Consider the following 22,025-nt stretch of genomic DNA (forward strand, 5'->3'; position numbering starts at 1 on the left):
TTGTGTATAAAAGAACTTGTTATGAACAGATACGCCGGCGTAATTTTGATGGTAGTTGGAATCATCATCCTGATATGGTCAAGATTAACATATAATGACAGCGAGAAACTAATAGACGGTAATTCTATACAAAACTATGCCAGCCGGCAACGCTCCATTAACTGGCCGCCCTATGTAGGCGGTGCATTGGTAATTGCCGGAATTGTGGTGGCCGTGACCGGTAAGAAGAGAAAAAATATATAATAGCGGTTAAACAAAAAGCCGGATAACTTATAAGTTATCCGGCTTTTTGTTTAATAAAGGCGGTTTAATTAGAACCTATAGGTTGCTGTTGCAATAAACTGTCTTGGCGGAATAGGGTTAACACTATAGTTTTCGTGCACATTGTAATTCAGCACATCCCCTACGTTAGACACTTTACCAATGATAGATACCTTTTTGTAAGTATATCCAGCTGAAAGATCGACGGTGGTAAACCCTTTAACAGGCACTAGCCTATTGGCTGGTTGAAGACCAGAAACTGGACGTACGTTGTTGAAGCCAGCATTACGATTTCCTAAGTAAAACGCCGACGCACCAAATTTAAATCCTTTCAAAGCTGTTGAAGAAAATGTATAAAAAACGCTGGCATTAGCCGTATGCTTAGGCGTATTCAGTAATGGGTCGCCTTCTAGAATGCTACCGGCTGTACTTGGCGTTTTGGTGTAGCGAGCGAAATTGTAGCTATAGCCGGCCAATATATCCAAACCTTGTATCGGATGACCAGCAACATCCAGTTCTGCCCCATCACTGGTGGTCTGGCCATTTAGTGATTTAAGATTAGTGTTGCTGTTTGGCGTAACACCATCAGCTAAAAATTGAGCCGTTTGTGCCAGATTGTTATTTCTTATGCGAAATACGGTTGCATTAACCGATAATGTACCATTAAAGAAATCATTCTTGACACCAGCTTCGTACTGATCTACTGTGGATGGATCAAGGCTGTTACCATTTACATCAATACCGCTATTTACAATGAATGAATTAGAGTAGCTGGCGAATAACGAAGTGTTGGTAAGCGGTTTATATACTATACCCACACGTGGCGAAAAAGCCGCATCCGCCTTACCGTTAACAGCATAAGCGGTTGTTCCATCAGCATTATAATTAACCCGATAAGTGGTGGTATTGCCGGTTACAATAGGCGTTGCATTAGCATAAGTTGTGGTTTGTACAGGTGAAACATACTGGTAAGACCATCTTACACCAGCCATTAACTTAAACTTTTCGGATATACTAATCAAATCATTAATATATGCGCCAAACCGGTTAGTTGGTGTTTCGGTACGATTGATTGCATTTAGCACAGGTTTAGTTGTTGGTAAAGAGGTATTCGGGTTAAAAATATTGCTGGTTGCATAAGTAGTGCTTTGCAGGGCAAAATTCCCATCAATATACTGATTGGCTAATGAACGCTGGTTACCATTCGCATCCCTTAAAGGGTTGCCACTATTGTCAACCAAAAGTACATTTCCTGAGTAGCTATAGTTGATGTTGTTGTAACGGTCTGCATCTACACCCAACAGCACATTGTGCTTTAAAGCGCCGGTAGTAAACTTACCGGATAAATTAACCTGACCGGTATAGTAGTTTTCTGATGTTTTAGTACGGTTCAATGGCAAATTAAAATCGCCGGTACTAGTGGGTTGTAAACGTTCAGTAGCGGTGTATCCTCTTTCATATCGTTGAAAAGACAGGCCTCCACTCAATTTCCAATCGTTATTTAATTCATGATTAATAGTGGCCGTACCAGTTACCTGTTTAGCCTTGCCTGCACCGGCCGTCCAAAGCGGACCATAATACCGGTTTCTTGGCGCGCCGGTAAATACATCGCTGTTTACCTGGCCGGTTCCAAAGTCTGGTGTAAAATCGTAGTTCAAATAATCACCTTCCAGTAAAATAGTGGTTCTATCGCTTGCTTTATACAGCAAAGACGGATTGATATAAAAACGTTCGTTCTTAACTATATCCCGATAGCTTTTAGAATTTTCATAAGTTCCATTTACACGGTACGCCAATTTAGAAGATAGCGGGCCGTAAACATCAAAAACCGGTTTATAAAAATTGTAGCTTCCGGCTGTCATAGAAACGGAGCCCCCCTGCTCAAACTTTGGCTTTTTGGTAACCATGTTTAATATTCCACCCGGTGCAACGTTACCATACAGCAAAGCAGCGTTGCCTTTCAAAATTTCCACTTTCTCAAGCGAACTTACCTCGGGCATTGTTCCTGAATTTACGCGGAAGCCGTTTTTAAACATATTGGTATTCGAAAAATTGTAGCCGCGTGCAGCAAAAGTTTCTTGCGTACTACCGCGCGAACTAGATAAATAAACACCATTGGCATTTTTAACAACATCGCTTAATCGCACAGCTTGCTGCTCTTCAATAACATCCTGTCCGATAGTAACGATGCTTTGAGGTAAATCAAGCGGGCTCGCATCAATTTTACCGATGTTGACCGGTTTTCTGTTTAAACTTTTAGCTTGTTTGATCACTACATCTTTTAATTCAGATGCACTTTCGGTTAAGGTAAATGTTGATTCTGTGGTTTGTCCGGCCACAACAGTAACGGTTTGCTGTTCGGCCTTTGCACCCACATGAGTAATGATAACAGTAAAAGTTCCGGGAGTAACGTTGTTGAAAACATAACGGCCATTTTCCTGGCTTACTGTAGTCTTCTTAATTTCTTGTAATACTACAGTTACACCTGCAACTGGCTTACCATCACTACTTAAAACTTTACCGGTAATTTTTCCAGAATTTTTCTGAGCAAAACATACACTTGTAAATAATAGTAATAAAACAGAGAGATGAAACGTGATTTTGTAAAGGTTACGCATAAGGTTATTTAGACTAATTCTACTTTGCGACAAAAATAGACAAACATCTATTACTTGCAAGAGGTTATTTAGAATTAGTTTAAATAAATTGTATTTTTAAAATAGGTAGTACTGTAGATGCGATTAACTACTATTATACTACATTTAATGATTTTTATTACCAGTATGGCTTACATGCAATAGCCAGTTTAAAGCTTCGCCCCGTTCTTTGAAAGATTTGATGCAGATGTTTTCTTTGACCTGCTCTATAGTGTGCAGTGCTGATAGTTTGCTGAATGTACTTGCCGAATACACCAATGCTATGTTTGCCAGCCCTATCCGCTCCATGGTCGGAAACCACTCATTGATTAGCCATTCAATGGCATCGTCCCAAGGGCCTAGCACATTAGTGTTGTCGTTTAAAAGATTAGGACACCCGGTTTTTTCAACCTGGCTGCATATACGGTTACAAACGTCTCGTACCGAATGGAGGTTATGAAACCCATTCCATTGCACGCTAATATAATTTTCAGCATCATGAAACTGAATATCAGCTTCAGATTCGCGATAGACGGAAAAATCGGTCCGCCCTGTAAGCTTGAACATGGCAATGTTTGAAAGCGGGAAACGCATGCTAAAAGTAGATCCTTTATTTATTTCGCTTTCAATCCACATGCTGCCATGGTGCCTGTGACAAACCTCTGCAACTTTGAGCAGACTTGAAGAAGAAGTTTTAGGATAGTCGGGCCGACTTAAGCTTAAAAATATACGATCTATCTGCTCTTCAGACATACCTACACCATAATCTCTGACGGTTAATACCAAGTTTTGCTGAATTATTTCAGTATCAACCAATACACAATTGGCATCTAATGAAAATTTGATGGCGTTTATAATTAAGCTTTTAACCGCTTGTTCGATCCGTTTTTTGTTGCCGTAAAAAGTTATATCAGCAACCTTTTTAAGAATTATTTTATGTTTTGGCGAATAACTTTGTGCCTGTACAATAATTTTATTTAAAAACTCTTTAAACGAAAAATACTCAAGATTAATGGTTGGCATGCTTTGCGAATCATCATTCACTTTTTCGTTAACTTCTTTTACTACTTCGTCAAGCTCAAGGCTGCAATTATGAATGAGGCCTGCAACTTCCCTTAATTCGCTTTCGCTTACTAATTGTTCTTTAAATAAATTAGTCAAGCCAAGTAAGCTGGCGATGGGCTTACGTATAGCATGAGAGTTCAAAAATGAAATTTCCTTTAGTTGCTCAATTTTTTCGAGCAATCCTTCTTGTGCCATTTTCTTACCGGTTATGTCCCGAAAATGTACAATGATGCCGTCATCCACAGGGTATGCATAGCACGAAAACCAGCTCTGCGTGGGCCAAAAATAATCGACAAAGTCGGTGCTGATGCGCCTGTGCATAGCCATACCAAAATAAGTATGGAAATCGGAATGGTTAATTTCTGGTAATACCGCCCAGAAATTCTTACCTAATACACAACTACGTTTATAGCCTATTAAATCTTCTGCTGCTTTATTCCAATAGGTAATCTCCCAATTAAAGCCAATTTGCATAAAGCCAATCGTAGTAGTTTCTAATATCTGCATCAGCTTATGCTGCGTAAAGGCCAACTTACCGGCAATCTCTTTTTTTTCACTGATGTTATGAGCATGTATCAGTCGGGCATTTATCCCCTTATATACTATACTATAAGATATGATTTCAACATGAAACACCAGCCCATCTTTAGTTTTATGCCTAAACTCGCGGCTGTTCGTATGTTCCCCACGTATGTCAATCAATAGCTGTTCTAAGGCCGGCCAATCTTCCTGCGGCTTCAAATCTTTAATGGTTTTACTCAGAAATTCTTCGCGAGTATAGCCGTACTGTTTTACAGCAGTCTCGTTCACCTCCAATATATTTAATGTAGCGGTGTCAAAAACCCACATAGGTTGTGGATTAGCATAGAATAAAACATCAAAGCAAAAGTGATCCTTTCCCTCTTCTGTATTCATTATAAAAGTATTTAAAGGTAGATTATGTAATTGGTTACTAATTTCGTCAATGTTAAAAATTTAATTAGAAATCACAAGCTGTAAATATTTTTTATTATTTAAAGTGATTTATATATTTATGCAATCGATTGCTATCTGATTTCCTTAAATTAAAAGACCGTCTAAAGAACCAATTAAACCTCTTATGAAAAAAACTTTACACCTGCTACTACTTTGCTTGCTCATCATATCAATTTCCTCCTACGTATTAATAAAAAATCAGAAATATCAATACGAATTTCAGAACCCCTCCTTATCTATCGAACAGCGTGTCAATGATTTAGTTTCACACCTTACATTGCAAGAGAAAGTTTCGCAGATGCTGAATGCGGCTCCTGCTGTTGAGCGCCTGGGTATACCTGCATACAACTGGTGGAACGAAAGTTTACATGGCGTAGCACGTACGCCGTTCAAAGTAACCGTTTATCCGCAGGCTATTGGTATGGCAGCCACATTTGATGTAAACTCAATGCATAAAATGGCTGAATACACAGCTGATGAAGGCAGAGCGATTTATAATGAAAGCATTAAACAAAATCATAGGGGTATATACTTGGGTTTAACTTATTGGACACCCAACATCAACATTTTTAGAGACCCGCGATGGGGCCGTGGACAGGAAACTTATGGAGAAGATCCTTACCTGACAACCTCTATTGGTCAGGCATTTGTTAATGGCTTACAAGGCAACGACCCGGTATATTTGAAGGCGGCTGCTTGTGCCAAGCACTACGCCGTACACAGCGGACCAGAACCTTCAAGGCATGAGTTCAATACAGATGTAAGTAACTACGATTTGTGGGACACTTACTTGCCGGCTTTTCGTGCGCTTGTAGTTGATAGTAAAGTAGCTGGTGTAATGTGTGCCTATAACGCTTTTAGAGGCGAGCCCTGCTGCGGCAGCGGTATATTGTTGAACGATATTTTACGTAATCAATGGGGCTTCAAGGGTTACTTAACTTCTGATTGCGGCGCTATTGACGACTTTTACCAAAAGCATAAAACGCATAAAACAGCTGAAGATGCGGCGGCTGATGCCGTGTTGCATGGCACCGACGTTGAGTGTGGTAACGTTACTTATTTATCGTTGGTTAAAGCTGTTGAAGATAAAAAGATTACGGAACAGCAAATTGATATTGCTCTGAAACGCTTGTTTACCATTCGTTTTCGTTTAGGCTTGTTCGACCCACTTGGTTCAAACAAATATGATAAAATAGGCATGTCTGCTCTGGAAGCGCCCGAGCACAAAGCATTTGCTCTGAAAATGGCAAGGCAGTCTATAGTATTACTTAAAAATCAAAACCATGTTTTGCCACTTAGCAAAAAATTGAAAAAGGTTGCGGTGATTGGTCCAAATGCTGATAATGCCGTTAGCATACTTGGTAACTATAATGGCATGCCATCAAGCACGAGCACGCCTTACCAAGCTATTAAAACTAAGCTTGGCAGCAATACCGAGGTATATTATGACCAAGCCATTAATTACACCAGCGACAGCTACACCCGTAATGTTGATTTGGGTGAGATGGGTATGGTTGATGGTCAGAGAGGATTTAAAGCCGAATACTTCCAAAACACCAGATTGTCTGGTCAGCCTGCAATTACGCGCATGGAAAATAATATCAATTACATTTGGCGCGACGGAACCTTTGTGGTTGGCAATGTCAGTCAAAAGAATTTTTCGGCCCGGTGGACAACCAATTTCAAATCATCCGGCAACGATGATATTACGTTTGAACTTACCGGTAACAAACCTTACCGACTGATAATTGACGGAGAAGAACGCACCTTAAGTGGTGAGCCTGATGGTTTTGGTCCGAAAACATATACTCTCAACGCTAAAAATGGCAAGAGTTATCACGTAGAAATAGAATATGTGCAGACCGAAGGCCGAGCTACATTTAATTTTAAATCGGGCATTGCGGTTAAGGCAAATTTTAATCAAGTGGTGCAAAATGTTAAAGATGCCGATGCCATTATCTATGTGGGCGGCATATCGCCGCAGCTAGAAGGCGAAGAGATGCGGGTGAATCAGCCCGGATTTAACGGTGGCGACCGCACAAGCATCAATTTACCAAAAGTGCAAACAGACTTGTTAAAAGCATTACAGACCACCGGCAAGCCAGTGGTGTTTGTGATGATGACAGGCAGTGCTATTGCCACGCCATGGGAATCGGAAAATATTCCGGCAATTGTGAACGCTTGGTACGGCGGTCAATCAGCTGGAACAGCATTGGCCGACGTTTTATTTGGAGACTACAACCCGGCTGGTCGCTTACCGGTAACGTTTTACAAAAGCGACAAAGATTTGCCCTCATTTGAAGATTATTCAATGGCAAACCGCACATACCGTTACTTTAAAGGAGAACCGTTATATGGATTTGGCTATGGATTAAGTTACAGCACATTTAAATATGACAAACTGACACTACCCACTACATCAATCATTGGAAAAGAAATTCCAATTAGTGTGAGGGTGACGAATACCAGTAAAATGGGTGGCGATGAAGTAGTGGAACTTTTCGTTTCACACCAAAACCCTAAAGTAAAAGCCCCTATCCGAGCGCTGAAAGGCTTTAAGCGCATTTATTTAAAAAGCGGAGAAAGTAAGATTGTAAGCTTTACCCTAACCGCCAAGCAACTTGCCACTACAGACAATGACGGAATAACTCAGCAAGTACCCGGCAAAGTGCTGATTAGTGTTGGTGGATCGCAACCGAGTGTACAAACACAGGCGACAAAGAAAACAGTTGAACACCTAATTACCATTCACGGCTAATATTTCCTTTCATTAATACCATTGCATTTGTTTTTACCAGTTATTTATTAGAATAAATAACTGGTAAAAATTTTTAATAGCGATAGTCAGAACTTGATTCATATTAATTCTTAAATGGATTTTAGGATTGATTAGAACGTTCTATTCGGGCATTCAAGAGATTTTCCTTAAATGAAAATCAGTTTGAGAATTCATAGTCTCAATTTGTGTCAAAATTTTCCCAACTCGTCTGTTATTCAGCATCATACAATACGCACAACACATCACTAAGTATCACATATTATTGATTTTCAACTGGTTACTAAAATAACACCAAAATTAAACCATTGGGCAAAATTATTGTCACAAACAAGTTGCAGATTGCTAAATTTGCACTCCCTGAAACTAATTTAAATTATTGATTAAACTTAACATGAGCACCCGTAAGGGCTGCTTTGCATGATGAATTTACGTCCTTCTCAACATTTGTCTGAAAACCAGGTAAACAAAGGTTTGCGCTTGGTTATTGCCGATGGATTAACGTCAGAAGCCATGGTGGTGTTTACCAGCGGTACTTTTTTAACAGCCATGGCTGTTAATATGGGCGCTACCAACTTTCAGCTGGGGCTGTTTGCTGCACTGCCAACCTTCACCACCGTATTCCAGTTGTTTTCGATATGGATGGTGCAGCATTTTAAAAACCGCCGTATTATTACCGCGCTTTTTAATTTTTTGGCCCGTATTCCAATTTTGGTGATTGGCTTGCTCCCATTTTTATTTACTAAAGGCACCAGTATCCAAATACTTTTACTGATGCTGTTTTTTCAGCATGTGTTTGGCGACATAGCCGGTGCCAGCTGGAACTCATGGATGAAAGATTTGATTCCCGAGCAGCGACTCGGCTCTTTCTTTTCGCGCAGGAGCCGCATGGGGCAAATATTGAATGTTACGCTCAGCTTAACTACTGCCCTATGTATTGATTATATAAAAGCGCATTATCCACAGCAGGAAATTCTGACATACAATATTCTGTTTCTCATTGGTGGAACATTAGGTTTAGCCAGTGTTGGCTTCTTGCTGCGTACGCCAGAGCCTCAGCCGCAAAAAATGGACGATAAGCTTTTCAAGCTATTTGCCAAGCCGCTTAAAAACAAAAACTTTAAGACGCTGCTGATCTTCAATTCGTTTTGGGCATTTGCGCTGAATTTGGCTACGCCGTTTTTCACCGTATACATGCTTAAAACTATCGGTATTTCTTTATCCTATATAATTGCTTTGGGCATACTGGGGCAAATTAGCGGTATCCTGTCGTTAAAACTTTGGGGCAAGTATTCGGATTGGTTTAGTAATAAAACTATACTCCGCATTTGTGCACCGTTATACATTGGATGCATTTTAGCTTTTTCCGTTACCAATATGCCGCAATCGCATTTGTTTACGCTGGCATTGTTGATGGGTATCCATATTGTAAGCGGCTTATCAACAGCAGGTATTAACTTGGCGCTAAGCAACATTGGCATTAAACTGGCTCCTAAAAATGAGGCAATTGTTTATATATCCACCAAAAACATGTTGGTGGCTTTTTGCTCTACTATTGCACCGATGATTGGTGGCTTAATGGCAGATTATTTTGCTAATAATCAGTTTACCTGGAACATGGTGCTTAAAAGCTCAGACGATGTAAATAACCTGACCCTGCTCAATCTGCAAGGCTGGAATTACTTCTTCATCATCGGTGGTTTGCTAGCCATGCTCTCGTTGCGTTTTTTAAGCCGCATTCAAGAACAGGGTGAAGTTAAAAAAGAAAAGGTAGTAGTGCACATGCATAAAAGGTTCAGATACCGCTTGCGTGCAAATTTAGGAGAGGACTTTACTGACGGCATTTATCATCCACGCCGCAAAGTTGTAAAAATGATTAAAAAACTACGTAAACAACGCGCCAAGACAAAACAGCTAGCTTGATAAAAGAAAAGGCTCTCGATTTACTTAGAGGGCCTTTTCTTTTATGCTTATCTGCTATTTTACAGCAAAAACATCACCTTTATTCCATTCCGGCCTGGCTTTGGTATTTGCCACCATATAACCGATCAAAAAGTTAAGCTGTGCATACTTGGCACCCGCATTAAAATCAAAAATCCCGTTGATATCATCTTGCGGCTTATGATAGTACTTGGCGCGCCACTGGGCAACAAACTCGTTCAGGTTATTTTTACCATCAGCGGTTTTGCTGCCATATTTAATGTGCAGCGCCGGTATACCCTCTTTAACAAAACTATACTGGTCGCTACGGACAAAACGATTTTCTTTTGGCTCCGGGTCAGGTTCTACACTTAAATCCAAATAAGCAGCGGCTTCGTCAACCACTTTAGCCAATGAGGAGTGCTCGGCACCCAACGCTGTAACAGAAAGCAGTGGTGCTATTATAGTTGGCATGTCCGTATTTACATCGGCCACCATATTTTTAACCGGCACTGTTGGGCGCGCGGCGAAATAACCTGAGCCTAGGTCGCCAAGCTCCTCGCCTGTTACAGCAACCATAAGAATTGAGCGTTTAGGTTTAACTTTTAGATGCGAGTAAATATTGGCGATTTGCAACATGCTGGAAACGCCCGATGCGTTATCATGTGCACCGTTATAAATACTATCACCTTGTATGGGCGTACTAATGCCTAAGTGATCTAAATGTGCGCTGTGTACTACATACTCATCTTTCAAGACAGGATCAGTTCCGCTAATCTTACCAACCACATTAAAGCTGTTGATATCCTGATAGGTGCTGTTACAATTAGCGCTGAATACAACGCCGTTCAACATCGCACTTTGCGACTTTCCACCTTTTAATGCCGCGTAAACTTCTTTTACACTTTTGCCTGTTCCCTTCAATAATTGCTGAACATAGCTATAGTTTAAGGCTGCTAATGATTTAATTTGGTTGTTATAATAACTACGTGATACTACAATTTTGCCTTTGCTATCCAGCACGCTGTAAATACCGCGACTTAAATTTGCCATACGACCTGTACTATCAGCCGAAGCGATAATAACACCTACGGCCCCGTGCTGCGCAGCCGTTTTCTGAATGGTAATCATATCCATAAAGTGCGATACTTCGGATGACGGAAAACTTTCGGGTGCCCCGCGGAATACCATCACCACTTTACCTTTTACATCAACACTAGCATAATCATCATAGTGCTGCTCCAAGTTGGTAATACCAAACCCTGCAAACACAACGGGCGCACTCACAGAAGAAGACTTGGCTTCGGGATTGGGATAAATTACTACATCACGGCCATATTCCAATTTAGCCGATTGACCATTAATAGTTAGGTTTACCTGAGCGCCTTTATCGGTAAATGCCTTGCGTAACCTTACCTGTTGTAGCCAGCCACCGTTCTCGCCGGCAGGTTGCACGCCATAACTTTTCATCCGGGCAATCACGTAATCGGCAGCCATTTGAAAACCTTCTGTACCGGGCTGGCGGCCTTTTAATTTGTCGTCGGCCAAATAAGCAATGTCTGCCTTAAGCTGATCAGCGTTTGAAAACTGCATTGCCTGAGCTACAGGCGCTGCTACATTAGGCTTTTGCGCATAAAGGTTTGTACACACCGAAGAAACCAGAACAGCGGTAGCAAACTTTTTAGAAACATTCATCATTGTAAAACTTTACTAAAAAGTTAAAGATATAAATTTCCGTTGCACATGGCTCTTGTCCCTACTTTATACAATGTGAAAACATGATGACAGAAAATAGTTGACACATCAACTATAATTAATAACTTTGCGTTGTGAAAAAGTGTAATATCAATAAAGACTTATTGCTGTTTAAAATCTTTGATATACATAAAATAATATGTAACAAAGCTAACAAAACGCTGTCAAAAGAGGGATTGCAGATCCAGGTTGAACAGGCACCCGTATTGATGGTTGCTTATTATAACGGTCCGCAATCTCAGCAAGAAATTGCAGACGAGTTAATGCGTGACAAGTCATCTGTTTTAAGAACAGTAAATTATCTTGAAAAGGCCGGTTATGTGAAAATTGAGTTAGATAGCAACGATAAACGTAAAAAGCTGGTAATGCTCACGGAAGCCGGTACCAGTTTAGCCGAACGTATGGCACAGGAAGCGTATAACGTAGATGACAAGATGTTTGCCAATCTGTCAACTGCAGAAAAGCTTATTTTAACAGAACTGCTGGATAAAGTGACTACAAATATTACAAATACAGAGAATATTTTTTGATTAATAGTTGATACATCAACTTAATAAAACATTTTTTTAGCGTCATAAATAATTAATTTAATCCCAAACACAAATATGAATATCAGAAAACTATCAGCAGCACTCCTACTGTTCAGTGGTTTTCCGGCTTTGCTTATGGCGCAAAGCCAGCCTCTTACCTTAAAGCAATGCCTGCAACAGGCGCTTTCTAACAATCAAAATATTGCCATAAGCCGGTATGAAGAACAAAACGGCGAACAGCAAATCATTCAAACCCGCTCGCGCTCCTTACCACAGGTAAATGCCACGGGTAACCTGAGTGATAACTTTAAAAAACAAGTAATTGTAATCCCTGCAGGTGTATTTCCGGGGGCAGGTGGCAGCGATGGTAAGCCTACTACATTGGTTGCAGGTACCACTTATACTACTGCAATCAGCGCTGATGTAAGTCAACCATTGTTTGACGCAGCTGCATTTACTGGTTTAAAAGCAGCTACAGCCGGACGCGAGTATTATAAATTAAGCACTAAGCAAACAGAAGAAGAGGTAATTAGTCAGGTTTCGCAAGCATATTATCGCATCTTGGCTAATCGTGAACAGATTAAAGTACAGGATACTAACATTGTACGCCTAACCCGACTGGTTAATGCTACGCAAGGCCAATACAATAATGGTTTAGCACGCAAAATTGATTTAGACCGCATTAAGGTTAGTTTGACTAACGCACAAACTCAACGTACGCAGGCTATGAATCAAATTGCCATTCAAACAAATCAGCTTAAAGTATTAATGGGCGTATCAGTAGAAAGCAACATTACTCCGGCTGATTTATCAATACGTGATATAGAAGAACGGGTTACGCAATATGTGCCCGAAGACAATTTCGATTTACAAAAACGTACAGAAATTCTGGTATTGAATACTCAAGTAAGGCTAGGTCAATTACAAAAAAAAGCTACTCAAGCAGAAAATTACCCTAAGCTAAGTGCATTTTTTAATTATAGCCAAAACGCGCAAAGCAACACCTTTAGCAACTTGTTTGCCGGCGGTGGCGATCAGGTGAACTATGGTATCGGGGCATTCGGTCTGCGGTTGAACATTCCAATTTTTGACGGGTTTTCACGCCGGTCACGCGCTGCCCAAAATCAAATTCAGATAAATGAAATTGAAAAACGCCGGGAAGCAACTGCATTAAACTTAACCGCCGGTTTCCAAAACTCGCGTATTCAAATGGCCAACAGTATAAGCTCCATACAAGCGCAACGTCAAAATGTGCAACTGGCCGAAAACGTGTATAGTGCCAGCCAAGCCAACTACAACTTAGGGCTAGCTACATTAACCGATTTGCTGGATGCACAAAATTCTTTCATCACCGCACAAAACAGCTATACCCAGGCACTGCTAGACTATAAACTGGCCGAGATTGAAAGTATCCGTTCGGCAGGCAACATCCGGTCGTTATTACAATAAATTAATTTGATAAAACTCTAAACAGTCAACTAAATACAAAAAATGAAAAAGTTTCTGCTATACGGCGTCATCATTATAGCTGTTCTGGCGCTCATCATCTGGAAATTGCAAACCAATAAAAAGGAAAGCGCCGAGCGTACTGCACAAGTAAAAGAAAGCACATCAGGTGCCGTTCCGGTACGTGTAGCCAAAGCCGCTTACACTGCTTTTGATCAGGATTTTAGCGCGAATGGTAATTTTCAGGCCGTAAATCAAGTGGAGTTTTCTTCTGAAATTTCCGGTCGTATTACTCGCTTATATGTTGATAATGGCAGCGTGGTTTCACCAGGGATGGTACTGGCCCGTGTGGACAATGATATTGTAAATGCCGACCTGCAAACCGCTCGCAACAACCTGAATCAAACTAAAACCGACTTTGACCGCTACTCAAAAGCATTAACTACAGGTGGTGTTACCCAAAAACAAGTAGATGATGCGCGTTTGCAATACGAAAATGCAAAAGCACGCTATGCGCAGGTCAATAAAAACCTATCAAATACCACTATTAAATCGCCCATAAATGGTATCATCAACAGTAACAGTGTAAACGTAGGTACATATTTGTCTCCCAGCACAAAAATGTTCGAGATTGTAGATATATCTAGATTAAAATTGGTTGTAAACGTACCTGAAAGCCGCGTTGTACAATTAAAACAGGGCGACCGCGTAAAAGTAACCGCAAACGTTTTTCCGGAAGCCGAGTACAATGGCAAGATTACCTTTATAGCTGCTGCCGGCGATGCTACATTGAATTACCCTGTAGAAGTTGAAGTAGTAAATATTAAAGGCAAACAATTGAAAGCCGGCATGTATGGCACAGCTAATTTTAGCTTACCAAAACAAGCTCCTGCCCTACTAATTCCACGTGCTGCATTTTATGCAGGCTTAAATGCTAATGTTATTTACGTTTATGAAAACGGTCAGGCAAAGAACCGTCAGGTGGTAGCCGGTCGTGTATTTGGCGACAAGGTAGAAATTCGCAGTGGTTTGAAAGAAGGTGACGCCGTGATTGTAAGCGGCCAGGTTAACCTTACAGATGGCACAGCAGTTACGCAACAACAATAAAGTGGGCCAAGGCCGATGTCAATAATCGGCTTTTACAAGATATATAGATTCAATGAAAATTACAGAAATATCCATTAAGCGCCCAACCATTGTGGTGGTGGTGTTTACCATACTCGGTATTTTGGGATTGATAAGCTACAGCTCGCTTAACTACGAGTTGCTACCCAAGTTTAACCAGCCCATTGTAAACGTTACAACTGTGTATCCAGGCGCAGGTCCGGATGAGGTGCAAAACACAGTCACCAAAAAAATTGAGGATGCGGTGTCGTCTATGGAAAAGATTGACAAGATTACTTCCCGCTCGCTGGAAGGGGTGTCAACCGTTACTATTCAAATGCAGGATGATGCTGATGCCAACTACAGTTTGGAAGATGCCCAACGTAAAATTAACGGTGTGTTATCTAACCTGCCTAGTGACGCTAAAACACCATCGTTAAATAAATTCTCGCTGGATGATTTGCCTATCGTTACCCTATCGGCTACAGCCACCATGGACCCTGTTAAGTTTTACGACTTGATGGATCAGCGCCTGGCCCCGCGTATAGCACGTATAAGCGGTGTAGCACAGGTAAGTTTAGTAGGTGGCCAAGAACGTGAAATTCAAATCAACGTGGATGCTGGTAAGTTAAACGCTAACCACCTTTCTTTGCTGCAACTGCGTCAAATTATCACTAACTCCAACGTTGATTACCCAACCGGTCGCATCAAAACGATCAACAATCAAATGCTGATCCGTTTGTCGGGTAAGTATGCCGATGTAAATGTGTTACGCAATTTGGTAGTAGCCACAAGTGCTGATGGCTCGCAAGTACGTTTGCAGGATGTAGCCGATGTACAGGATACGCAAAAAGATGCGGAAAAACTGGCCCGCTATAATCAGAAGGCATCGATTGTGGTACAGATTATCAAACAGTCTGACGCTAACGCGGTGGATGTGAGTGAAGGCGTTAAGGCAACCGTTGCGCAAATAGAAAAAGAATATGCCAGCAGTAACCTGAAGCTGATTACCGCTTCAGATACTTCAGAGTTTACGCTCGAATCGGCCAATGACGTAATTAAAGACTTAATGATTGCAATTGTGCTGGTGGCAGTAGTAATGCTATTGTTTTTGCACAGTTTACGGAATTCATTAATTGTAATGGTATCCATTCCATTATCATTGATTGTAACTTTCGCGGGTATGAAATTGTTAGGTTACTCATTGAACCTGATGTCGCTACTGGCCTTATCACTGGTAGTAGGTATCTTGGTGGATGATGCCATTGTGGTACTCGAGAACATCTATCGCCACATGGAAATGGGTAAAAACCGCGTACGTGCGGCTTATGATGGTGTAACCGAAATTGGTACTACCGTAACATCAATTACCTTGGTAATTGTGGTTGTGTTCCTTCCCATCTCTTTAACCTCGGGTTTGGTAACGTTGATATTAAAGCAGTTCTGTATTGTGGTAGTGATCGCTACGCTTTTGAGTTTGCTGGTGTCATTTACCGTAGTTCCACTGCTATCGTCACGTTTTGGCAAGTTGGAACACATCACCGGTAAAAACCTGTTCGAAAAATTTATTCTTTGGTTTGAAAAGCAATTAACCAATTTCACCAATTGGGTAACTAATATCTTAAAGTGGGCTTTAGATCATAAAGCTATTACCCTTATTGCTACCATAGTGCTTTTCTTGGTATCGGTAATGGGCTTACTGGGTGGCGGCTTTATAGGCGGCGAATTTATACCGAAAGGCGACCGTGGCCAGTTTGTAGTTGGTTTGGAATTGCCCAAGGATGCTTCTTTGGAACAAACCAACCAGTACACCATGCGTGCCGAGGCTTATTTACGTAAGCAACCTTTGATTACATCGCTTACCACTACCGTTGGCCAAAGCAGTGAGGATGGTTTTGGTGCTACGCAGGCTACCTTCTATAAATCTGAAATCAACGTAACCATGGTGCCCGAGGAAGAAAGAAGCGAACCTTCTGACTTATATGCGGCACGACTAAAAGGCGAGTTAAGTAAAATACTGGTAGGTGCCAAAGTAAAAACCAGTCCGCTGAACATATTCGGTACTACCGACCGTGCTGCTATTGATTTGGTAGTAATGGGTACAGACTTGAATAAAGCAATGGCTTTCGCTAAACAGGCAATGACCGAACTAAGAAAGGTTGACGGTACATCGGAGGTGAAACTATCTGTTGAGGAAGGTAACCCCGAAGTGCATGTAAGCGTTGACCGCGATAAAATGGCGGCCTTAGGATTAACAATGGATGTTGTAGGCGGTACCATGCAGACTGCATTTAGCGGAACCGACCAAGATAGTAAATTGAAGTTGCGCCAGGGTGAGTACGAATATGACATCAACCTGCGGTACGACAACTTCAACCGTAAAAATGTTAACGACGTTGCCAACATACAATTTGTTAACAACAAAGGTCAGAATGTGCGTTTGTCTGAATTTGCGACGGTGACCGAAGGCTCCGGCCCTAGCCGCCTGGAACGTCGTGACAAACTTTCGTCTGTGAACGTACAGGCCCAGGTAATTGGCCGTCCAACCGGTACGGTTACCAGTGAATTCCAAGCGCTGCTTACTAAGCTTAAAACGCCTGAGGGTGTATCGTATGTATTTGGTGGCGATGCCGAGAATCAAAGCAAATCGAACAGCACTTTAGGTATTGCCTTATTGCTATCAATTATCATCATGTACTTAATCATGGTGGCATTGTATGATAACTATGCGCGTCCGTTTGTGGTGATGTTTTCTATTCCGTTATCGTTAATTGGTGCCTTGCTGGCATTGGCATTAACCAACAATACGTTGAACATATTTAGTATTTTGGGTATCATCATGCTGATAGGCTTGGTTGCTAAAAACGCAATTATGCTGGTTGACTTTGCTAACCAGATGAAAGAAGCTGGCCAAAGTACCGACGAAGCGTTGATACATGCCAACAACGCCCGTTTGCGCCCTATTTTAATGACTACTATTGCGATGGTTATAGGTATGATTCCGATTGCCTTAGCCGGTGGCGGTGTGGGTGCAATCAAACACGGTTTGGCTTGGGTAATCATCGGCGGATTAATATCATCCATGTTCCTCACATTGATTGTTGTTCCGGTGGTTTACAAAATACTCGACCGTGCTATCGCGCGTTTTAGCAAAGGCGGCCCTGATAAAAAGAAACTGATTTTATCGCAAATGGAAGAAGAAGTGTTAGTTGATGAAGAAGGCGGCTTGAGCCATCATTAATCAATCCTATATTGTATAAAGCTAAAAGCCTCATTGTGCATATGTTCACAATGAGGCTTTTCTTTTTAACGCCCCATAAACTTCTTAACCAAAATTTAAAATAAGGATAATCATGTGTTTATAAATGTATAATAGCTTTATAAAAATGATAATCCTATGAACTCGACATTAGAAATTACAGATAAAGAATTTTTGATTAAGCTTGACCGGAAAAAGTTTAACGTATCATTTGTACGTGGCTTACTTAAGATGATGGAGTTTACTAACCCGTCTGAAGATATCTATTCTACGCCGGAATGGCACTACACACCAAGCCAGCGTAACGCATCAGAACCAGACTACTTTAGCAGTTTAGACGAAAAATAAAAAAGGACGAGCCATAAGCTCGTCCTTTTTTAATTCTATTTTTCCTAAAATCAGAATTTCGCAATATTGATTGGGAATTCCAACCGGAACTCAGTACCGGCGTTAGGTTTGCTTTGAACAGATATAGTGCCTCCAAGTCGCTCCACCTGCCTTTTTACCATAAACAGCCCCATGCCCTTACCTTCGGTGTCGTGGTCAAAACGTTTGTAAAAGCCAAACAACTGATGCCCGTGCTTATACAGATCTATCCCCCGCCCGTTATCCTTAAAATAAACGCAAACTTTATTTCCTTCATAACGGCTAACAATTACCATTTCAGGATTCAAATCCTCTCGGCGGTACTTGATACTATTAACAATTAGGTTTTGAAAAACACTGTATAGATAGCTCTTGAGGCAACGCAATTCAGGTATAGCATCAAAATCGCATATAACTTTCGCGTTGCTTTGCTCAATTAAATGATCAATGCTTAAATAAATCTCATGGACCAAGTCAGATAAGTTAACGGTTTCAGCGTTATCTTCTGTATCATTGTCTATTTGCACCAAATCATTCAAGTCGGTGATTACTTTATCCAGCATATTTACCGAATGGCGCAGTGCTTGCAATATTTGTTCATCACCTTGGTTGTGATTACCACTCTCCGAAAGCAAGCCCGATAACCCAACAATGTTGGCCATAGGTGCACGAAGATTATGAGATATGATATAAGCAAATTGTTCTAAGTCGCGATTACGCTGCAACAAGTTGGCAATCATCCGTTCTTGTTCTTGCTCTATACTAGTTTTTTTGCCGGCAATATCGCCCATATTATTGGCTATGTTGTTAACGTTAAACCATTCCGTAGCAATTACATGTTCATGCTCAAAATAACTATCGGTGTTCATTTTTTTTACAGATTTTACAAACAGTTAATTATCAAGCTGCTTTTTTAAAGCAATAAGTTTACCTTTTGACAAGGCACATTTATCAGAGGCAGTGAATGAATTTCAAATGTAGTGCTAACAGCTAATTTTTTAACAAGCAGAACTACTTAAATTGTATTAAGCGTACTTTTACGCATGTAATAAACCGTACATAAAACACTTTCCATTGCATATAAATAGCTTTGTATTTGCTTAAACTAATGTGACCTTTTTGCTTTCGCAAACGTATAAATACGTATTGTTTTAGCAGCGTATATACACTATTGTAAACGAGACCCTAAAATGCCGTTATTTGCGATGCTAAAATATAGAGCCAGCCTAAACCTTATCACTTCTTAACATTTTTTAGCCGATGAATTTAAACACTACTGTTCAATTAAATTTGCCTCACTTACTGTATAGTGTAGCAGATATTCAAAACACTTTAGCCGAATATCCGCAGTTAGACTGCTTTATGTTTCTGCAAAATTTTAATGCTGGCAGCGATGGTTCGCCCACATTGCACTTATTATCTTATGCGCATGGCAACACCCAAGGCAGCACATTAGGGTACAATGAAGTTTACTACAACGCCAGCAACCCCGATGCGCTTGCTCCATTTGGCAATTTCACCGTTGCTGTAGATGCTCCTTTTATATTAGCCCCTAACGGCATATCTAAGGCTCAAATAGTTGAGTTGATAGGAAGCGGTGAAGCTTTAGCAGATGCACTGATATTTGTTCCTAAAATCAGTCCGGAAAATTGTATTTATTACCGAGTTAGACCTGCTCAACTTGTTGAAGGTAATTATGAATTCGTTGTGCCAGAAGGCCATAACGATGGCGATTACGGCGATGACACTAATCCTTCGCCACCAGCAACCATACAATCAATAAGAGGTTTTGGTAACTGATAAAATTCTAGCTTTAGTTTTTGATTGGGCTGAGGTATGGGCATTGCTCATACCATCAGCCATTTTAGTGCGTTTCCGAAAGCAGCCACCGTTATATAATTTGATAGCAGCCTATGTATGGCTATCGCTGGCCATTAATTTGGTGATTGATTTGACTTGGAAACTACGTACCCTACTTCCTCCTCACTTAAATTCCAACAACTATCTATACAACACACATTCGGTAGTAACTTTTGTATTGTTCAGTACCTTTTTTTTAAAACTGAATCAACCTTTTTTGCAAACATTTAAGAAAGTTATTCCTGTAATTTTTTTAGCCTTCTTAGGTATAAATTTTAGCTTCTTTGAAAGCTTTTTTGATTACTGGAAGTTTAGCAGCCGCCTTTTAGCTATAGAAGCCGGTTTACTTTTGGTTTATTGCCTCTTGTATTACTTTTACAAAGTAAAAGATGAAAATGAAATGCTGCATAAGCATCAGCCCGATTTTTGGATTGTAACAGGGTTGGGCATTTATGTAGCCGTTAACTTTTTCATTTTTTTGCTCTACAACGAACTGACCGTATTGACATCACAATTTGCTGTGCAAATTTGGAATGTGCATAATATTTCATACGTTGTGCTGAATTTGTTTTTGGCAAGAGGCTTGTATGAATCACGATGCAAATAATTTAAAGCTTTTACTAGTAGTAGGCATTGCTGTAATGCTACTTCTTTTTATCAGCTTCTTGCTCATATTTATCTTCACTCAGCGCAATAAGTTTTTGTATAAGCAACATCTGCAGCAACTGCGAGAAGGCCAGCAAAATCAATTAATTGAGGCTGCTGTTCGTAGTGAAGAGTCTGAAAGGCATCGCATTGCCGAAGAACTGCATGATGAGGTGGGCGCTCTGCTGGCAGCCACTAAACTTCATTTTCACGGATTGAATTCCGACAACCCTAAAGTAAAAGCTTTGCATGCAAAGGGTAAGGAACTTCTTGATGAAGCCATCCAGAAGGTTCGTGGTATATCCCATACTTTGCACTCCAGTATTTTGCAGGAATTTGGTTTGAATGAAGCAATCCGTCACTTCTTAATAAAGTTGTCACATGATGATATTATCGAAACCAGCACTTCTTTAGATGATAGCTATGAAACTTCTGATCCGGCAAATGACACCAGTATATACCGCATTATTCAAGAGTTAACTAACAACCTGTTAAAGCACGCGAAACCGGAACAGCTCCACGTTAAATCGAGATTTAAAAACAACATACTACAAATTACACTGTCGCACAATGGCAATGGACTAAACCAGGCACAGTTTGAAGAACTTAGATATAAACGAGACGGGCTAGGTTTAAAAAACATTCAAAACCGAATTATTCTGCTTAAAGGAAGTATTGAATTTACATTACAACAGGACGGCTATTATTATATTGATATTTTTGTACCACAAAAGGTACTAAACTCATGAGTGAAATTAAAATTGCCATTGCCGACGACTCCAAAATTTTTCGTGACGGATTGAAAGTGGGCTTGATGCGCGATGAGCGATTTAATGTAATTTTAGAAGCTGAAAATGGCAGCCGGCTACTAACTGGTCTAGAGCAAATAACGCCAGACGTGATATTGATGGACCTTAAAATGCCAGTTATGGACGGCATCGAGGCAACAAAGGAAGTTAAAAAGCTTTACAAAAATATCAAGGTACTCATTGTTACCATGTATGATGATGATAAGTTTATAGCTCACTTAATGGAAAACGGTGCCAATGGCTATCTACTTAAAAATGCCGACCCAGACGAGATATGCCAAGCCATCAACGCCGTACATGAGAATGATGTATATTTTAACGATTTGGTGAGCAAGGCCTTGTTAAAAAAACTAGTGACTAAAGGTAATGTAAAACCTTCTTTTAAGCCCGATATTCAGCTTAGTGAACGGGAGTTGGAAGTGTTAAATTTAATTTGTGAAGAAAGGACTACAGCCGAGATTGGCGAAAAGATATTTTTAAGTCCACGTTCGGTAGAAGGTATACGCCAGCGGCTAATTGACAAAGTTGGTGTCAGAAATACGGCAGGCTTAGTTATGTTTGCCGTAAAAAACGGTATAGTAAAGGCATAACCGGTTACTATTACCAGTTATGCCTTTA

General features: G+C 40.5%; 16 protein-coding genes. 12 read left to right on the forward strand and 4 right to left on the reverse strand.

From position 1 onward, the window contains the following. The first annotated feature begins 21 nt into the window (after positions 1-21). Positions 22-243 (forward strand): hypothetical protein, encoded by a 222-nt coding sequence (locus GPM24_RS07425; RefSeq protein ID WP_158826141.1) that lies wholly within the window; start codon positions 22-24, stop codon positions 241-243. Positions 244-311: 68 nt separating this feature from the next. Here the strand turns inward: GPM24_RS07425 and GPM24_RS07430 are convergent, their stop codons facing one another. Both GPM24_RS07430 and GPM24_RS07435 read right to left on the reverse strand, forming a co-directional pair. Then, a complete protein-coding gene (locus GPM24_RS07430) occupies positions 312-2,879 on the reverse strand; it encodes a TonB-dependent receptor (RefSeq protein WP_158826142.1) in 2,568 nt (855 codons plus the stop codon). A 144-nt stretch (positions 2,880-3,023) separates the two neighbouring features. Beyond that, entirely contained in the window at positions 3,024-4,877 is a 1,854-nt protein-coding gene (locus GPM24_RS07435) for a PAS domain S-box protein (RefSeq protein WP_158826143.1), read from the reverse strand. 184 nt (positions 4,878-5,061) lie between these two features. Between GPM24_RS07435 and GPM24_RS07440 the strand changes: the two genes are divergently transcribed. Beyond that, entirely contained in the window at positions 5,062-7,695 is a 2,634-nt protein-coding gene (locus tag GPM24_RS07440) for a glycoside hydrolase family 3 C-terminal domain-containing protein (RefSeq protein WP_158826144.1), read from the forward strand. Positions 7,696-8,136: 441 nt separating this feature from the next. Continuing rightward, positions 8,137-9,636, forward strand: coding sequence for an MFS transporter (locus GPM24_RS07445; RefSeq protein ID WP_158826145.1), 1,500 nt, complete (start codon positions 8,137-8,139; stop codon positions 9,634-9,636). Between the two features lie 54 nt (positions 9,637-9,690). Here GPM24_RS07445 and GPM24_RS07450 read toward each other — a convergent pair whose 3' ends face one another. Then, a complete protein-coding gene (locus tag GPM24_RS07450) occupies positions 9,691-11,331 on the reverse strand; it encodes a M28 family peptidase (RefSeq protein WP_199269708.1) in 1,641 nt (546 codons plus the stop codon). A gap of 131 nt (positions 11,332-11,462) precedes the next feature. On the opposite strand from GPM24_RS07450, the gene GPM24_RS07455 reads away from it, so the two are divergent. The 5 genes from GPM24_RS07455 (at position 11,463) to GPM24_RS07475 (ending at position 18,075) form a co-directional block, all read left to right on the forward strand. Further along, positions 11,463-11,918: a MarR family winged helix-turn-helix transcriptional regulator gene (locus GPM24_RS07455; protein WP_158826146.1), complete on the forward strand. Its 456-nt coding sequence runs from the start codon at positions 11,463-11,465 to the stop codon at positions 11,916-11,918. 75 nt (positions 11,919-11,993) lie between these two features. Next, positions 11,994-13,367 (forward strand): TolC family protein, encoded by a 1,374-nt coding sequence (locus GPM24_RS07460; protein ID WP_158826147.1) that lies wholly within the window; start codon positions 11,994-11,996, stop codon positions 13,365-13,367. A gap of 42 nt (positions 13,368-13,409) precedes the next feature. After that, positions 13,410-14,471, forward strand: a complete 1,062-nt coding sequence (locus GPM24_RS07465) for an efflux RND transporter periplasmic adaptor subunit (RefSeq protein ID WP_158826148.1) — start codon at positions 13,410-13,412, stop codon at positions 14,469-14,471. A 52-nt stretch (positions 14,472-14,523) separates the two neighbouring features. Next, a complete protein-coding gene (locus GPM24_RS07470) occupies positions 14,524-17,709 on the forward strand; it encodes an efflux RND transporter permease subunit (protein ID WP_158826149.1) in 3,186 nt (1,061 codons plus the stop codon). Positions 17,710-17,865: 156 nt separating this feature from the next. Next, the gene (locus GPM24_RS07475) at positions 17,866-18,075 is read left to right on the forward strand and encodes a hypothetical protein (RefSeq protein WP_158826150.1); all 210 of its coding nucleotides are present in this window, start codon (positions 17,866-17,868) and stop codon (positions 18,073-18,075) included. 50 nt (positions 18,076-18,125) lie between these two features. Here the strand turns inward: GPM24_RS07475 and GPM24_RS07480 are convergent, their stop codons facing one another. Continuing rightward, the gene (locus tag GPM24_RS07480) at positions 18,126-18,962 is read right to left on the reverse strand and encodes a sensor histidine kinase (RefSeq protein WP_158826151.1); all 837 of its coding nucleotides are present in this window, start codon (positions 18,960-18,962) and stop codon (positions 18,126-18,128) included. Between the two features lie 391 nt (positions 18,963-19,353). Between GPM24_RS07480 and GPM24_RS07485 the strand changes: the two genes are divergently transcribed. From GPM24_RS07485 to GPM24_RS07500, 4 genes are read left to right on the forward strand one after another with little or no spacing between them, the layout of a single operon-like run. Next, positions 19,354-19,893: a hypothetical protein gene (locus GPM24_RS07485; RefSeq protein ID WP_158826152.1), complete on the forward strand. Its 540-nt coding sequence runs from the start codon at positions 19,354-19,356 to the stop codon at positions 19,891-19,893. Next, positions 19,883-20,560, forward strand: coding sequence for a hypothetical protein (locus GPM24_RS07490; RefSeq protein WP_158826153.1), 678 nt, complete (start codon positions 19,883-19,885; stop codon positions 20,558-20,560). Before GPM24_RS07485 ends, GPM24_RS07490 begins: the two co-directional genes overlap by 11 nt. Next, positions 20,541-21,347, forward strand: a complete 807-nt coding sequence (locus GPM24_RS07495; protein WP_158826154.1) for a sensor histidine kinase — start codon at positions 20,541-20,543, stop codon at positions 21,345-21,347. The genes GPM24_RS07490 and GPM24_RS07495 overlap by 20 nt, the downstream gene beginning before the upstream one ends. Further along, a complete protein-coding gene (locus GPM24_RS07500; RefSeq protein WP_158826155.1) occupies positions 21,344-21,997 on the forward strand; it encodes a response regulator transcription factor in 654 nt (217 codons plus the stop codon). Before GPM24_RS07495 ends, GPM24_RS07500 begins: the two co-directional genes overlap by 4 nt. Positions 21,998-22,025 lie beyond the last annotated feature (28 nt).

Source organism: Mucilaginibacter lacusdianchii (assembly GCF_009770985.1).
GTDB classification, from domain to species: domain Bacteria; phylum Bacteroidota; class Bacteroidia; order Sphingobacteriales; family Sphingobacteriaceae; genus Mucilaginibacter; species Mucilaginibacter lacusdianchii.

Coding starts and splice junctions, on each gene's coding strand:
- GPM24_RS07430 (WP_158826142.1), bottom strand. CDS start 2,879: ATGCGTAACCTTTACAAAATCACGTTTCATCTCTCTGTTTTATTACTA.
- GPM24_RS07470 (WP_158826149.1), top strand. CDS start 14,524: ATGAAAATTACAGAAATATCCATTAAGCGCCCAACCATTGTGGTGGTG.
- GPM24_RS07475 (WP_158826150.1), top strand. CDS start 17,866: ATGAACTCGACATTAGAAATTACAGATAAAGAATTTTTGATTAAGCTT.
- GPM24_RS07450 (WP_199269708.1), bottom strand. CDS start 11,331: ATGATGAATGTTTCTAAAAAGTTTGCTACCGCTGTTCTGGTTTCTTCG.
- GPM24_RS07485 (WP_158826152.1), top strand. CDS start 19,354: ATGAATTTAAACACTACTGTTCAATTAAATTTGCCTCACTTACTGTAT.
- GPM24_RS07480 (WP_158826151.1), bottom strand. CDS start 18,962: ATGAACACCGATAGTTATTTTGAGCATGAACATGTAATTGCTACGGAA.
- GPM24_RS07440 (WP_158826144.1), top strand. CDS start 5,062: ATGAAAAAAACTTTACACCTGCTACTACTTTGCTTGCTCATCATATCA.
- GPM24_RS07460 (WP_158826147.1), top strand. CDS start 11,994: ATGAATATCAGAAAACTATCAGCAGCACTCCTACTGTTCAGTGGTTTT.
- GPM24_RS07425 (WP_158826141.1), top strand. CDS start 22: ATGAACAGATACGCCGGCGTAATTTTGATGGTAGTTGGAATCATCATC.
- GPM24_RS07445 (WP_158826145.1), top strand. CDS start 8,137: ATGAATTTACGTCCTTCTCAACATTTGTCTGAAAACCAGGTAAACAAA.
- GPM24_RS07435 (WP_158826143.1), bottom strand. CDS start 4,877: ATGAATACAGAAGAGGGAAAGGATCACTTTTGCTTTGATGTTTTATTC.
- GPM24_RS07500 (WP_158826155.1), top strand. CDS start 21,344: ATGAGTGAAATTAAAATTGCCATTGCCGACGACTCCAAAATTTTTCGT.
- GPM24_RS07465 (WP_158826148.1), top strand. CDS start 13,410: ATGAAAAAGTTTCTGCTATACGGCGTCATCATTATAGCTGTTCTGGCG.
- GPM24_RS07495 (WP_158826154.1), top strand. CDS start 20,541: ATGAATCACGATGCAAATAATTTAAAGCTTTTACTAGTAGTAGGCATT.